The following is a 14,363-nucleotide window of genomic DNA, read 5'->3' as shown; positions in this document are numbered from 1 at the left end:
CTTGGCAACGAGATTTGCCAGTCTGGCACAGTTGCGCGCACCTTGGGGGCATGACGACGACAGCGCAGGAGTTCTGGGAGTCCTTCTACTCGGAGCGGGACCAGGTCTGGTCCGGCAAGCCGAACCCGTTGCTGGTGCGGGAGGCCGAGCGACTGACGCCGGGGAGCGCGCTGGACATCGGGTGCGCCGAGGGCGGCGATGCCGTGTGGCTCGCGAAGAGAGGGTGGCGGGTGCTGGGCGTTGACGTGTCCCAGGTCGCGCTGGACCGCGCCCTGAAGCACGCGTACGACGCCGGCGTCGAGATCGCGGTGGAGCGGCACGACCTCAAGGTGACGTTCCCGGAAGGCCTTTACGACCTGGTGAGCGCGCAGTTCCTGCACTCGCCCGTCGAGGAGGACGGCGAGCGGAACAGCATTCTGAAGAGGGCTTCGCAGGCGGTGGCGCCGGGTGGGTACCTGATCATCGGTGGGCACGCGGGTGCGCCCTCGTGGTCCGAGCACCAGCACTACTACTTCCCGACGACCAAGGACGTGCTCGACCACCTCGGGCTCGCGGACAACTGGATCGTCATCACGGACGAGGTGGTCGAGCGGCCCCTCGTCGGGCCGGACGGTCAGGAGGAGTCGCGGAAGGACAACGTGCTGACCGTCAAGAGGTTGTTCTAGAAACGCGAAGGCCACCCGCGGCAACGTTGCCGGGGTGGCCCAGGGATATCTCGTCAGGCGGTGCGCATCAGGCGGTCCATCGCCTGCCGGTTGATGATCGAACGGAGCTCGCTCGTCTCGTCGGCGCTGTGGCGCGACATGATGGCGTCCAGTTCGAGCCGGTCGCTCTCGGTGGTGTAGCTGGCCAACTGCCGCTCCAGGCTCCGGCGCTGAAGGCGAGCGTCGCGGCGGGAGGCCAGGCTCGAGCGCAGGGACTTCACGGACAGGTCGTGGCGGGTCATTTGATCCTTCCAATCTTGGTTACGGTTCGATAATACACCCTGCTCAAGCGACCTGTACCGATGAAGAAGGTTAGTTAACTCACGAACTCATCGAGCAACCCCAGCGCCTGGGCGTACTTGATCTTCAAGCGATCTTGCGTGGCGGCGTCGAGGCGGGCCAGGCGCGCCGGCGACAGGTTGTCCGCGATGTCCGCGCGCTTCACGGTCACCGCCAGCGGATCCGCGGCCACCCGGCGCAGGTAGTCCTCCTGAGGTTCGCCCGGCAGGTGCGACAGAGCCACGACCGCGTCAACAACAACGGCAGGACATCCGCGCGCGAGCAGATCCGAGGCCGTCACCGCCGTGTCCTCGATGACGTCGTGCAGCACGGCGGCCATCTGTGTGTGTTCACCCGTCACGGATGCCATGACCCGCAACGGATGTCCGATGTACGGGCGGCCCGACTTGTCGACCTGGCCGTCGTGGGCTGCGGTGGCGATCGTGATGGCGTCTTCGAGGGTGAACACGCGCATCAAGCTAAAGCAGCGACACGTCCACCGCTTGGCCCATGGCCGAATAACCCGCATCGGTCAGATGCAAGCGATCCGGCCGTGCGAACTCTTCGCGCAACCAAGTCGGGCGCGCGGGGTCCCGCACGGCCGAATCGAAGTCCACGACACCGTCGAACGCGCCCGATGAGCGGATCCAGGAGTTCACTGCCGAACGCACGGCCTCGCGCGCGTCGGTGTAGTTCGCGTAGCCGCCCATCGGTGTGATGGTTCCGCCGAGCACTCGTACGCCGTGAGCGTGCGCGAGAGAGATGACGCGGAGATAGCCCTCGCGCAGCTCCTCGAACGTGGCGTCCGGCTTGGCTTTGATGTCGTTGATCCCCTCCAGCACGATCAACGTCCGCACGCCGGACCTCGCCAGCACGTCGCGGGGCGTCCGCGAGATCCCTGACACGCCGTAGGTGCCGTCGCGGAGGAGCTGGTTGCCGGAGATCCCGGAGTTCACGACGCCGAGCGCGGTCCGCGAGGCGAGCACGTCGGTCCACCGCCGATGCGCACCGCCGGTGGAGCCGGAGCCGTCGGTGATCGAGTCGCCCAGTGCCACCACGGATCCGCGCACCGGTGAGGTCACGGCCACCTCGGACAGGTAGTACCAGGAGGAGACCTTCTGCGTGAACGCCGCGCCGTCGAGGTCGTGGGCGTGGTCGCCAGGCGCCACGTAGTTGGTGGACAACGCACTCCGGTGGTACGTCGCGACAGCGGGCGCCGACGACGCCCAGATCGAGACGGCCACGGAGGAGTCCGCGACCGTGCGCAGCGCCACGGGGTCGGAGAGCACCTCACCGCCGCGCGGCACGACGACGGACTCGCGGCCGCGGAACGTCACCCGTCGAGCCTGCATTCCCAGCGCGGCACCGGTTCCGGCCGGCGCCACCGACACCTTGCCGACGGTCAGGTCGCCGGAGCTGAAGACGTTCGAGAGCCTCACCCGCACCGTCGAGCCGCCCACGGTCAACCGGACGACGTTCCGGACCGTGTAGGACGTGCCGCTGACATCCGATGAAACCGGTGTCTGCATCGCCGAACCCCAGGCGGCGACCCAGTCGGGAGAAGCGGTAGCCGGTGTGGTCAACCCCAACAACAAAGCCAGAACAGCCAGTACGCGCATGTCACTCCTCGGCAACAGGCGGCGGCACCCTCACCCTAAATACCTCCGATGACCAGTGCAACGCTTGACCAGGCGTAGTGGTCTAGTCCATTTTTAGTCCAACTCACAACATGGCCGCCGCATGATGTGTGGAGGTGGACCATGTCCAAGACCAGACGAGCAGCGATAGCGCTGCTGTCCGCGCTGTTCGCCTGTGCCGGTCTGGTGTTGGTGATCAACGGCAGCGCCGTCGCCGCGAACCTCGCCGCCAACAGCGGTTTCGAGGCCGGCAACCTGAGCGGCTGGACCTGCACCGAGGGCACGAGCGTCACCACCGGCACCAAGCGCACCGGCAACTACGCGCTGCAGGGCGCGCCCGCCGGGCAGAGCAACGCGCGGTGCCAGCAAACCGTGACGGTGCAACCGAACACGGCCTACAAGCTCACCGCGTGGGTGCAGGGCAGCTACGTCTACCTCGGCGTCACCGGTGGCGTGGAGAAGAGCACCTGGACACCGGGCACGAGCGGGTTCCAGCAGCTCACCGTCGACTTCACGAGCGGCAGCGCCACCAGCGTCACGATCTACCTGCACGGCTGGTACGGCCAGCCCACCTACTACGCCGACGACGTCAACCTCGACGGTCCTGGCACACCGCCTACGACGACGAGCACGACAACCACAACGACTACGACCACTACCACCACCACCACGACCAGCAATCCGCCGAACACCGGACTGCCCAAGCACGTCCTGACGGGCTACTGGCAGAACTTCTACAACGGAGCGCGCGCGCTCAAGCTGGCGGACGTCCCCACCACCTACGACATCGTCGCGGTCGCGTTCGCCGATGCGACGACAACGCCGGGACAGGTCGCGTTCACCCTCGACTCCGGGCTGAGCAGCCAGCTCGGCGGTTACACCGACGCGCAGTTCAAGGCCGACATCAGGGCCCTGCAGAGCCGCGGCCAAAAGGTGATCATCTCGGTCGGCGGTGAGCGCGGCACGATCAGCGTCGGCAACTCGACGGCGGCGACCAACTTCGCCAACAGCGTCAAGTCGCTGATCGCCGACTACGGCTTCAACGGCGTCGACATCGACCTCGAGAACGGCGTCAACTCGACCTACATGGCCCAGGCGCTGCGGAGCATCCACGCCGGTGGCGGCACCGTCATCACCATGGCGCCGCAGACGATCGACATGCAGAGCACCGGCGCCGAGTACTTCAAGCTCGCGCTGGCCGTGAAGGACATCCTGACCATCGTCAACATGCAGTACTACAACTCCGGCTCGATGCTCGGCTGCGACCAGCAGGTCCACAGCCAGGGCACGGTCAACTTCCTGACCGCGCTCGCGTGCATCCAGCTGCAGAACGGTCTGCGCCCCGACCAGGTCGGCCTCGGCCTGCCCGCGTCACCGTCGGGCGCCGGCGGGGGCTACCAGTCGCCGTCGAACGTCAACAACGCGCTCAGCTGCCTCGCCCGCGGCACGAGCTGCGGAACGTTCAAGCCGAGCACGACCTGGCCCTCGATCCGCGGCGCGATGACCTGGTCGATCAACTGGGACGCCTCGAACAACTGGCAGTTCGCCAACACGGTTGCCCCTCATCTGGACTCCCTGCCCTAGATGACGGGCCCGTCGCCGTCACGTCCACAGTGGACGTGACGGCGACGCCGTTCGGACCAAGACCAACGTTCCGTCATCAAAGACACACGTGTTTCGCCGGGCGTCGGCCGTGCGGTCCAACTAGGTTGTTCTCATGTTCCACACGCTGGCCGTGCCCGTCATCGCCGCGCCCATGGCAGGTGGTGCCTCCACCCCCGAGCTGGTCGCGGCGGTGAGCGAAGCAGGCGGGTTCGGGTTCCTCGCGGCCGGTTACATCACCGTTGAGCAGCTCGCGGAGAAGATCCAGCGGACCAGCGAGCTCACGAGCAAGCCGTTCGGGGTCAACCTGTTCGTGCCGGGCACACGGCCGACGGCGGACATCTCCTCCTACGTGCAGCGAGTCACGGCCTACGCCGACAAGGTCGGTGCGGTGCCCGGTGAACCGCGCTGGGACGACGACAACTACGCGGCGAAGCTCGAACTGGTGCTGGCGCTGCGGGTTCCGGTCGTGTCGTTCACGTTCGGCCTGCCCGACGCCGACGACGTGCAGCGCCTCAAGGCGACCGGCAGCACGATCGTCGTGACGGTCACCACACCGAGCGAGGCGCGGCAGGCCAAGCAGATCGGCGCGGACGTCCTGTGCGTGCAGGGCGCGGACGCCGGGGCGCACCGCGGCACGTTCACCGACGACGGCATCTCGCCCGGCGGTGGTGAGCTCTACGGCACGCTCGCCGCGATCCGGCTCGTGCTCAGCGCCGTCGACCTCCCGGTGATCGCGACCGGTGGCCTGGTCAACGGGGCCGACGTCGCCGCAGTGCTGGCCGCGGGTGCGGTCGCGGCGCAGCTCGGCACCGCGTTCCTCGGATGTCCCGAGGCCGGAACCGCTGCCGCCCACCGGGAAGCACTCGCCGAAGGGGGCCGCCGCACGGCGCTCACCAGGGCGTTCAGCGGACGGCCCGCGCGGGGTCTGGTCAACCGGTTCCTGATCGAGAACAGCCCGCACGCGCCCGCCGCGTACCCGAACGTCCACCACCTCACCAAGCCGGTGCGCGCGACCGGCGACCTGGAGGTCATGTCGCTGTGGGCGGGCACGACCTACCCGCTCGCGACGGCCGGACCTGCGGCCGAGATCGTGCAAAAGATCAACGCGGAGCTCGTCGAAGCAGTCAATTCCTTGGCGTCGCGGTTCCGTCGCGGCTAAGAAGGAGAGCGTGACCTCGCTCGCAGATGACATGTTCGCCGTGGCCATGGACCGGGAGCCGCTGTTCGCCTCCCTGGTCGGTGTGCCGGGCTGGGACGATCGGCTCGAAGACCTCAGCCTCGACGGCGACCAGGCGATCCGTGAGCGTCTCGCCGACGTCCTGCGGCGTGCGGAGACCAGCGACGAGGATCCCGTCACGCTCGCGGTGATCAGGCACCAGGCCCAGGCGATCACCAACCAGATCGACGCTCGGCTGGTCGAGCACACCGTGGCTGAGGGGCTGGCCGCACCGCTCAACAAGCTGCTGACAGAGGCGCCGCAGGTGGCCATGTCCCAGCGGGTCGGGCAGGTGCCGCGGTTCGTCGGCCAGGTGGCCGCACGGGTGCGCGACTCCGACCGCAGGCCGTTGCGCCGGCACGTCCAGAGCACCGCGGCACGGCTCGAAGGCTTCCTGGGGTCCCCCGCGCAGGAGTGGGAAGGCGACAGTTCCAGCGACATCCGGACGTCGATCGCCGCCTACCGCGAGACCCTGCTCGACCTCGGCGACCTCCGCGACGACGACCACGCGGGCCTGTGCTGGCTGCCCGACGGCGAACAGAACTACCTCAACCTGGTCCGTGACTACACGACCACCTCCCGCACCCCTGCCGAGCTGCACCAGCTGGGTCTCGACCTGATCGCCGCGCTGCGCGAGGAGTACGCCGAGATCGGATCACGGCTGTGGGGCACGCGCGACGTGTTGGCGATCTTCCACCGGTTGCGCACGGAACTGTTGTGGGACAACGAAGAAGACATGGTCGCGAGCGCCGTGGAGGCCATCGCGCGGGCCGAGGCGGAGGCGCCGAAGTGGTTCGGCCGCATGCCGAAGGTCGGCTGCGAGGTCAAGCTCGTCGGCGAGGCGGAACGCGGGACCGCGCCGATCGCGTACTACATGCAGGCACCGCTGGACGGCAGCCGTCCCGGCGTCTACTGGGTGAACCCGTTGGGCGTCACCGAACGCAGCCGCACCCAGTCCGAGACCACTGCGTTTCACGAAGGCGTGCCGGGCCACCACTACCAGACGACTCTCGCCGCCGAGACCGAGCTGCCCAACATCCGCAAGTACGCGTCGATCGAGGCCTACCTCGAAGGCTGGGGCCTCTACTCCGAACGCCTGGCCGACGAGATGGGTCTGTACTCGTCGGACGAGCAGCGTCTCGGCATGCTGTCGGCGGACGCGATGCGCGCCGGACGGCTGGTGGTCGACACGGGCCTGCACGCGTTCGGCTGGTCCCGTCAGAAGGCCGTCGACTACCTGCGCGAGAACACCGTGATGCCGGAACCGGAGATCCAGTCCGAGATCGACAGGTACATCGAGGTGCCGGGCCAGGCGCTGGCGTACATGGTGGGGCGCATCGAGATCCAGCGGTTGCGCGCCGAGGCCGAGTCCAGGATGGACGGCCGGTTCGACGTCAAGGCGTTCCACGACCTCGTGGTGGGAAGCGGGCCGGTGCCGTTGTCCACTCTGGACGATCTGGTCACGGCGTGGTCGGGGAGGTTCTGATGTCGTTGTCCGACGAGACGTTCCGGGCGATGATGGACTGGAGGCCGGTCTTCGCCACGGTCGTCGGCGTGCCCGGCTGGGACGACCGGCTGGCCGACCTCAGCGTCGAGGGCGAGCAGGCGTTGCGCGCCAGGCTGACCGACATCCTCGGGCGCGTCGACGCGAGCGACGAGGATCCCGTGGCACAGGACGTGATCCGGCACCAGGCGACCTCGATCATCACCCAGATCGACGCCAGGCTCGTCGAGCACACGGTGGCCGCCGCGCTGAGCGCGCCGGTCGCGGAACTGCTCTCGGTGGCGACCCAGGTGGACTTCTCGCAACGGCTGCCCGCGGTCCCGACTTATCTGCGGCAGGCGGAGGAACGCCTGCTCAACACCGACCGCAGGCCGTTGCGCAGGCACGCGGTGAACGGCGCGGCCCACCTAGAACGGTTCCTCGCCTCCCCGAAGCAGGAGTGGGAGGGCGACGCGGACCTGCGCCCGGCGTTCGCCCGGTTCCGGGAGGTCCTGCTCGGGCTGCCCGGCCGCGACGACGAGCAGGCGGGGCTCTGCTGGCTGCCCGAGGGCGAGGCGAACTACGCCAAGCTGGTCCGGGACTACACGACCACCTCGTACACCCCGGCCGAACTGCACGAGCTGGGGCTCGACCTGATGGCACGGCTGCGCGAGGAGTACGCGGAGATCGGCTCACGCGTCTGGGGCACGTCCGACGTGCAGGAGATCTTCCAGCGTCTGCGCACGGACCTGTTGTGGGACAACGCGAACGAGATGCTCAGCAGCGCCGTGGAGGCGATCGAGCGGGCCGAGGCCGAGGCGCCGAACTGGTTCGGCCGCATGCCGAACGCACGGTGCGAGGTCCGGTTCGTGCCGGAGATCGACCGCGAGTCCGCGCCGCTCGCGTACTACCTGGACGCCGCACTCGACGGGTCCCGTCCCGGCATCTACTTCCTGAACCCGTTGGGCGCCACCGAACGCAGCCGCACGCTGTCGGAGGTGGTGGCGTTCCACGAGGCCGTGCCGGGCCACCACTTCCAGCTGACGATCGCCGCCGAGACCGAGCTGTCGAACCTGCGCAAGTTCGCGTTCATCGACGCCTACCTCGAAGGCTGGGGCCTCTACACCGAGCGGCTCGCCGACGAGATGGGCCTGTACTCGTCGGACGAGGCACGGCTCGGCATGCTCGGGCTCGACGCGATGCGCGCCGGACGACTCGTGGTCGACACGGGCCTGCACGCGTTCGGCTGGTCCCGCCAGAAGGCCGTCGACTACCTGCGCGAGAACACCGTGATGCCCGAGCCGGAGATCAATTCCGAGATCGACCGGTACATCGAGGCTCCGGGGCAGGCTTTGGCGTACATGGTGGGGCGCCTGGAGATCCTGCGCCTGCGTGCGGAGGCCAGGGCAGCGATGGGCTCGAGGTTCGACATCAGGGCGTTCCACGACCTGGTCCTGGAGAACGGCGCCGTGCCGTTGTCCACGCTCGGCAATCTTGTCACCGCTTGGTCGGAAAGGATCTGATGTCGCTCGCTGATGAGATGTTCCAGGCAGCCATGGACTACAAACCGTTCAGGGCCGCGATGTTCGGCGTGCCGGGCTGGGACGACAAGGTCGACGACCTGAGCGTCGAGGGCGAGCAGGCGCTGCGGGCCCGCGTCGCCGACATTCTGCGCCGGGCCGAGACGAGCGACGAGGACCCGGTGACCCTCGGCGTCATCCGGCACCAGGGCCAGACGATCGTCGACCGCATCGACGCCCGGCTGGTCGAGCACACCGTCGCGACCGGGCTGGGCACGCCGGTGAACGGCTTGCTCATGATGGCGTCGCAGGTGGACGTCTCCCAGCGCGTCGACAAGTTCGCGCGTTACGTCGAGCAGGCGAGCCAGCGGGTCCGCGACTCCGACCGCAGGCCGCTGCGGCGACACCTGCAGGCCGGCGCCCAGCGCGTGGAGAGCTTTCTGGCCTCCCCGGTGCAGGAGTGGGAAGGCGACCACTCCGCCGAGATCCGCACGGCCGTCGCCGGGTTCCGCGACGTGCTGAACTCGATCGAGGACGGCCGTGGCGACGACAAGCCCGGCATCTGCTGGCTGCCGGACGGAGAGCGCAACTACGCGAACCTCGCCCGCAACTACACCACCACCTCCCGCACGCCGGACGAGCTGCACCGGCTCGGTCTCGACCTGATCGCGTCGCTGCGCGAGGAGTACGCCGAGATCGGTTCCCGGTTGTGGGGTACGAGCGACGTACCGGAGATCTTCCACCGGCTGCGCACGGAACTGTTGTGGGACAACGAGGCCGAGATGGTCGCGAGCGCCGAGGAGGCGATCGCGCGGGCCGAGGCCGAGGCTCCGAAGTGGTTCGGCCGAATGCCGAGGGTCGGCTGCCAGGTGCGTCTCGTGGACTCCGCGGAACGGGCGACGGCGCCCATCGCGTTCTACCAGCCGGCGCCGCTCAACGGAACACGCCCCGGCACGTACTGGCTGAACCCGTTGGGCGCCACCGAACGCAGCCGCACGCTGTCCGAGGTGACGGCGTTCCACGAGGCCGTGCCCGGCCACCACTACCAGCTGTCGATCGCTGCCGAGACCGACATGCACAACATGCGCCGGTTCGCGTTCATCGAGGCCTACCTGGAGGGCTGGGGCCTCTACACCGAGCGGCTCGCCGACGAGATGGGCCTGTACTCGTCGGACGAGCAGCGTCTCGGCATGCTCGGGCTCGACGCGATGCGCGCCGGGCGGCTGGTGGTCGACACGGGGATCCACGCGTTCGGGTGGACGCGGCAGCAGGCCGTGGACTACCTGCGCGAGAACACCGTCATGCCGGAGCCCGAGATCAACTCCGAGATCGACCGGTACATCGAGACGCCCGGCCAGGCGCTCGCGTACATGGTGGGACGCCTGGAGATCCAGCGGGTGCGCGCCGAGGCCGAGACGAAGATGGGCGAGCGGTTCGACGTGCGCGCGTTCCACGACCTGGTGGTGGGAAGCGGCGCGGTGCCGCTCCCCACCCTCGAGCACATCGTCACCGAATGGGCTGCTTCTCCATGACGGAGTTGCGCTTCGAGCAGGGGAGCGGGCTTGTGGCGTGGCGTGCTGTTCACGCCCTGCTGAGCACGATCTTGCCGGCGGTCTCGCCGTCCAGCATCGCCTTCAGTCCCTGCTCTGCGTCCTCGAACTTCAGCTCGGCGCCGATCTGCGGCTTGAGGTCGTTGAGCGCGCAGAACCGGATCAGGTCGCCCAGCTCCTCGCGCGTGCCCATGGTCGAGCCGACGACCCGCAGCTGCAGGAAGAACAGCCGCTGCAGCTCGGCCGCCGTGGCGTCACCGGACGTCGCGCCGGAGATCACGACGATGCCGCCGGGCTTGAGCGCCTTCATCGAGTGCGACCAGGTGGCCTTGCCGACGGTCTCGAACACAGCGTCGACCCGTTCGGGCAGGCGCGCGCCGGACTCGAACACGTCGTGGGCGCCGAGACTCGTCGCCAGCGCGCGCTTCTCCTCGGAACGGCCGGTGACCCACACCCGGAAACCGGCGGCACGGCCCAGCTGGATCAGCGCGGTCGACACACCGCCGGACGCGCCCTGCACGAGCATCGTCTGGCCGGGGCGCAGACCGGACTTCACGAACAGCATCCGGTACGCGGTCAGCCACGCCGTGCCCATGCAGGCCGCCTCGGCGAACGAGAGGCCGGCGGGCTTGGGCAGCGCGTTGCGGGCGGGGACCGTGACGTAGTCGGCGAACGTGCCCTGGTGCTTCTCGGTGAGCAGCGTGCGCTTCGGGTCGAGCGTCTCCTCACCGGACCAGTTCGGGTCGCCGATGACGGAGTGCAGCACCACCTCGGTGCCGTCGTCGAGGGTGCCGGCGCCGTCGCAGCCCAGGATCATCGGGAACTGCTCGGGCTTGATGCCGACGCCGCGCAACGTCCACAGGTCGTGCATGTTGAGGCTGGCGGCCTTGACCGCGACGCGCACCCACCCGGCGGGAACCTCGGGTTCGGGGCGCTCGCCGACGCGAAGCGAGGCCAGCGGGTTCTCGGGACTGGGTTCTGCTGCGTAAACGGCGAACATGGTTCGCAACATACCCACCTGGATCGTGGGCAAATGCCGTGACACCGGTCACGAGACTAGGGTGGGGCGGGTGGACTGGCTGGTGCAGTGGTGGGACGGGGTCGAGCTGTGGGTCGTGCAGCTGCCCGTCGCCGTGCAGTTCCCCGTGGTGATGATCGTGGTGCTGCCGCTCTGCCTGGGCGTGGCGCGGCTCATCGACCGCGTGGCGGACTGGGGTGCGAAGAACCCGGCGTCGGGTGCTGACACGGCGCCGGAACCGGAGCCCGAGCCGGAGAAGGTCGCCGCGTGAGTCCCGGTCGTCGCCTGACCGTCGCACTGGTCGGTCTGATCGCACTGGTCGTCATCGGCTGGTTCGTCAAGGACAGCACGTCCGGGTCGGAGAAGCCGCCCGCGAGCATCCCGCCGTCGGCGTCCCAGCTCGCCGTGCCCGGCGCCTCGTCCGGGATGGACGTGCAGGCGCTGTCGAAGCTGCCCGCCGAGGCCGCGAAGACGTGGAAGCTGATCGAGGCGAAGGGCCCGTTCCCGTACCCGCGCAACGACGGCGTGACGTTCGAGAACCGGGAGAAGCGGCTGCCGCAGCAGAAGTCCGGGTACTACAAGGAGTACACGGTGCCCACGCCCGGCAGTCCCGACCGCGGTGCGCGGCGGATCGTGACCGGGTCGGAAAAGGAAGTCTTCTACACCGGTGACCACTATTCGACGTTCGTCGTGGTGGACGTGAACAAATGAAACGACACATTCTCGTTTCGGAGAAGAAGGCCGCCATCGCGGCCATTGCGCAGGCGCTGGACTTTCCCGGGTGGTTCGGGCAGAACCTGGACGCGTTGTACGACAGCCTGACCGATCTCTCCTGGTTGCCCGAGGGTGAGTACGTGCTGGTCGTGCCCGCGGACCTGGACCCGTCGGTCGCGGACGTGCTGCGTGACGCTGCGAAACGGACCGCTGAATCAGGTGACAGAAAAGTCCGTGTGATTCGCACGGAACGGTGACTCGGACTGCGGTTTTCCTGTCCGGAGTGGACAGTGCAGATCCATGGGAACGCAATTCCGCCGCTTGAGCTGTGCGCTCGGCGTCGTGGTGGTTGTTGGAGCGCTTTGTCCGGCGGTGTCGTTCGCCGGTGACCCCGACTGCTCGCAGGAGGGGCCTTTCACGCCGTTCGAGACGATCGACGGCGACAACCCGGTGACCATGCAGAACGGCCGCGTGATCGAGCTGCGCGCGTCGAACAAGTCCAAGTGCGCGTGGGGCCGCATCTCCTACGGCACGCCCGGTGAGGAGATCTGGACCGACCGCAAGGACCCCTCGGCCAACTCGCACGAGGGGTTCCTCGGGTACACCAGGATCGACTCCGGATCAGCCAAGTACACGGAGGCGTTCAAGAACGACGGCAAGATCATGCGCGCCTGCGGTTCGTCGCAGGGCGTGATCGAGTGCACCGGCTGGTTCTAGTGGCGTGACACGCCACTGGTCAGGGGTCGACCAGGCCGCGTCGCACGGCTTCGGACACCGCCGCGGCCCGGTTGTCCGCCCCCAGCTTGCGGTACATCCGGACCAGGTGCGTCTTCACCGTCGCCTCGGTCAGGAAGAGCGACGACGCGATGGCTCGGTTGCTCAACCCCTGCGCCACCAGCCTGATCACCTCGATCTCTCGTCCGGACAACACGGGTTCCGGTGCGGTGAGCTGGCTGACCACCGCGGCGGCCACCTCGGACCCGAGTCCGACACCGCCCGCGGCGGCGGTGCGGACGGCGTGGAACAACTCGTCCGGCTCGCCGGCCTTGAGCACGTAGCCGCGGGCGCCGGCCGTCATCGCCCTCGCCACGTCCGCCTGCGTGCTGTAGCTCGTGAGGACCACGACCGCGGTTCCGGGAGCGCCGGCGAGGACCCGCCTGGTCGCCTCGACTCCGTCGATGCCGCCGGGGCCGCCCAGTCGCAGGTCCATCAGGACCACGTCGGGACGAAGGCTCACGGCGAGACGGTGCGCATCGGCGCCGTCACCGGTCTCGCCGACGATCTCCACGTCCGGCTCGCTTTCGAGCAACGCTCGCACACCCGCCCGGAACATCGCGTGGTCGTCGACCATCAGCACGCGGATCGGCCGAGGGCTCATCCCGTCGTCACCGGTTCGGCGTGCACCACGGGAACGCGCGCGTGGATGACGGTGCCGCGGCCGGGGGCGCTGGTGACGTCGAACTCGCCGCCGTGTGCCCGCACCCGGTCCCGCATCGAGTTGAGCCCGAAGCCCCGTTGTGAGCTCGTCACCGTGGCGCCAGGGGTGAAACCGACGCCGTCGTCGCGCACCTCGACCGCCACCTCGTGGCCGTCGTAGCGCAGTGCGACCGTGACGTGGTGCGCCTTCGCGTGGTCGCGCGCGTTGGCCAGTGCACCCTGCACCACCCGCAGCAGATCCGACGTCGTGTTCGGAGGCAACGGCACCGGGGCACCGGCCGTGGCGCAGCGGATCTCGGTGGCCGGGTCGTACGAGCGAGCGCGGGCGCAGAGCTCGGCCAGCGCCTCGCTCAGATCGTCCGCGTCCAGCGCGGCCGGGGTGAGGTCGACGATCATCCGCCGAGCTTCGATCAGGTTGTCGCCCAGATACCGCGCCACGGTCCGCACCCGCTCGCGGGCCTGGTCGGGGGAGCGCTCCCACTCCCGGTCGGCCGCCTGCAGCAGGGTGCGGCTCGCGGCCAGTTCCTGGGTGAGCGTGTCGTGCAGGTCACGCGCGATCCGCGACCGTTCGGCCAGCGCACCCGCTGCACGCTGCTGCGCGGCGAGTTCGTCGCGGGTGCGGTGAAGTTCATCGAGAAGTCGCTGCTGGCGGCGGTACATCACGGCGGCCGCCCACACAGCGCCGATGGGCAGCAACACGCCCATGGGGTCGGACTGCGGCGCCTGCAACGTGAACACGAGCACCGCGGAGATCCCGGTCAACGTCAGCTGGGCCGCAACGGGCCTCAACGCCTGCAGCACCAGGCAGGCCAGTGGCACCGCGCACCACGCGACGAGGTAGTGCACCCTCGGGGCCAGGACCACCAGTGCGAGCCAGGCCACCAGCAGCGCCGCCACCCAGACCGGGCGCCACCGGCCGAGCCGGTCCCACCGGGCCAGTCCCGTGACGTAGGCGGTCGACAGCGCGACCATGATCGAGATGACCTGCGGGCACAGCGGGTCGCCGATGGACAGCAGATCCACCGCCGCGACGGTGATGACGACGAAGAACAGGCCGTGCAGCAGCACTGAGGCGCCGAGTTGCCACCGTCGGCTCACCGCGGCGTTGGTCGCGACGCTCACCCAGGTCTCCTTCCACACCGGTCGGGCGCCAGCTTAGTGACGATTCCGCTACCGGCGGTCCTGTCCATTTGAGACCTG

At 68.7% G+C, this 14,363-nt stretch carries 16 protein-coding genes; 10 read left to right on the top strand and 6 right to left on the bottom strand.

From position 1 onward, the window contains the following. The first annotated feature begins 50 nt into the window (after positions 1–50). A complete protein-coding gene (locus ACFOWZ_RS29450; RefSeq protein ID WP_382377150.1) occupies positions 51–665 on the top strand; it encodes a class I SAM-dependent methyltransferase in 615 nt (204 codons plus the stop codon). A 53-nt stretch (positions 666–718) separates the two neighbouring features. On the opposite strand, the gene ACFOWZ_RS29445 is transcribed toward ACFOWZ_RS29450, so the two are convergent. The 3 genes from ACFOWZ_RS29445 to ACFOWZ_RS29435 all read right to left on the bottom strand — a co-directional run bounded on the left by ACFOWZ_RS29445 (position 719) and on the right by ACFOWZ_RS29435 (position 2,602). Next, positions 719–946 (bottom strand): hypothetical protein, encoded by a 228-nt coding sequence (locus ACFOWZ_RS29445; RefSeq protein WP_030472055.1) that lies wholly within the window; start codon positions 944–946, stop codon positions 719–721. Positions 947–1,020: 74 nt separating this feature from the next. Then, entirely contained in the window at positions 1,021–1,452 is a 432-nt protein-coding gene (locus ACFOWZ_RS29440) for a phosphohydrolase (RefSeq protein WP_382377149.1), read from the bottom strand. A gap of 10 nt (positions 1,453–1,462) precedes the next feature. Next, positions 1,463–2,602, bottom strand: coding sequence for an SGNH/GDSL hydrolase family protein (locus tag ACFOWZ_RS29435; RefSeq protein ID WP_382377148.1), 1,140 nt, complete (start codon positions 2,600–2,602; stop codon positions 1,463–1,465). Positions 2,603–2,743: 141 nt separating this feature from the next. Between ACFOWZ_RS29435 and ACFOWZ_RS29430 the strand changes: the two genes are divergently transcribed. The 5 genes from ACFOWZ_RS29430 (at position 2,744) to ACFOWZ_RS29410 (ending at position 9,976) form a co-directional block, all read left to right on the top strand. Continuing rightward, on the top strand, positions 2,744–4,204 hold the full coding sequence (locus ACFOWZ_RS29430) for a chitinase (RefSeq protein ID WP_382377147.1): 1,461 nt from the start codon (positions 2,744–2,746) through the stop codon (positions 4,202–4,204). Between the two features lie 133 nt (positions 4,205–4,337). Further along, entirely contained in the window at positions 4,338–5,384 is a 1,047-nt protein-coding gene (locus ACFOWZ_RS29425; protein WP_382377146.1) for an NAD(P)H-dependent flavin oxidoreductase, read from the top strand. Positions 5,385–5,394: 10 nt separating this feature from the next. Then, the gene (locus ACFOWZ_RS29420) at positions 5,395–6,927 is read left to right on the top strand and encodes a DUF885 domain-containing protein (RefSeq protein ID WP_382377145.1); all 1,533 of its coding nucleotides are present in this window, start codon (positions 5,395–5,397) and stop codon (positions 6,925–6,927) included. Next, entirely contained in the window at positions 6,927–8,447 is a 1,521-nt protein-coding gene (locus tag ACFOWZ_RS29415) for a DUF885 domain-containing protein (RefSeq protein WP_382377144.1), read from the top strand. The genes ACFOWZ_RS29420 and ACFOWZ_RS29415 overlap by 1 nt, the downstream gene beginning before the upstream one ends. Next, on the top strand, positions 8,447–9,976 hold the full coding sequence (locus ACFOWZ_RS29410) for a DUF885 domain-containing protein (protein WP_382377143.1): 1,530 nt from the start codon (positions 8,447–8,449) through the stop codon (positions 9,974–9,976). The genes ACFOWZ_RS29415 and ACFOWZ_RS29410 overlap by 1 nt, the downstream gene beginning before the upstream one ends. Before the next feature lie 49 nt (positions 9,977–10,025). Here the strand turns inward: ACFOWZ_RS29410 and ACFOWZ_RS29405 are convergent, their stop codons facing one another. Next, the gene (locus tag ACFOWZ_RS29405) at positions 10,026–10,994 is read right to left on the bottom strand and encodes a quinone oxidoreductase family protein (RefSeq protein WP_382377142.1); all 969 of its coding nucleotides are present in this window, start codon (positions 10,992–10,994) and stop codon (positions 10,026–10,028) included. Positions 10,995–11,064: 70 nt separating this feature from the next. On the opposite strand from ACFOWZ_RS29405, the gene ACFOWZ_RS29400 reads away from it, so the two are divergent. From ACFOWZ_RS29400 to ACFOWZ_RS29385, 4 genes are read left to right on the top strand one after another with little or no spacing between them, the layout of a single operon-like run. Beyond that, positions 11,065–11,283 (top strand): hypothetical protein, encoded by a 219-nt coding sequence (locus ACFOWZ_RS29400; RefSeq protein WP_035912982.1) that lies wholly within the window; start codon positions 11,065–11,067, stop codon positions 11,281–11,283. Beyond that, the gene (locus ACFOWZ_RS29395) at positions 11,280–11,723 is read left to right on the top strand and encodes a ribonuclease domain-containing protein (RefSeq protein WP_382377141.1); all 444 of its coding nucleotides are present in this window, start codon (positions 11,280–11,282) and stop codon (positions 11,721–11,723) included. The genes ACFOWZ_RS29400 and ACFOWZ_RS29395 overlap by 4 nt, the downstream gene beginning before the upstream one ends. Next, positions 11,720–11,983: a barstar family protein gene (locus ACFOWZ_RS29390; RefSeq protein WP_382377140.1), complete on the top strand. Its 264-nt coding sequence runs from the start codon at positions 11,720–11,722 to the stop codon at positions 11,981–11,983. The genes ACFOWZ_RS29395 and ACFOWZ_RS29390 overlap by 4 nt, the downstream gene beginning before the upstream one ends. A 43-nt stretch (positions 11,984–12,026) precedes the next feature. Beyond that, the gene (locus ACFOWZ_RS29385) at positions 12,027–12,443 is read left to right on the top strand and encodes a hypothetical protein (RefSeq protein ID WP_382377139.1); all 417 of its coding nucleotides are present in this window, start codon (positions 12,027–12,029) and stop codon (positions 12,441–12,443) included. Between the two features lie 19 nt (positions 12,444–12,462). Here the strand turns inward: ACFOWZ_RS29385 and ACFOWZ_RS29380 are convergent, their stop codons facing one another. Together ACFOWZ_RS29380 and ACFOWZ_RS29375 are read right to left on the bottom strand one after the other, a co-directional pair. Beyond that, the gene (locus ACFOWZ_RS29380) at positions 12,463–13,104 is read right to left on the bottom strand and encodes a response regulator (protein ID WP_382377138.1); all 642 of its coding nucleotides are present in this window, start codon (positions 13,102–13,104) and stop codon (positions 12,463–12,465) included. After that, positions 13,101–14,285 carry a sensor histidine kinase gene (locus ACFOWZ_RS29375; protein WP_382377137.1) on the bottom strand — a complete coding sequence of 395 codons (1,185 nt, stop codon included), beginning with the start codon at positions 14,283–14,285 and terminating at the stop codon, positions 13,101–13,103. The genes ACFOWZ_RS29380 and ACFOWZ_RS29375 overlap by 4 nt, the downstream gene beginning before the upstream one ends. Between the last annotated feature and the right edge of the window lie 78 nt (positions 14,286–14,363).

This window comes from Lentzea rhizosphaerae, assembly GCF_042649515.1.
Taxonomy (GTDB): domain Bacteria; phylum Actinomycetota; class Actinomycetes; order Mycobacteriales; family Pseudonocardiaceae; genus Lentzea; species Lentzea aerocolonigenes.
Note: the sequence above shows the minus strand (reverse complement) of the source record. Positions and strands in the feature narration are given on the sequence as shown.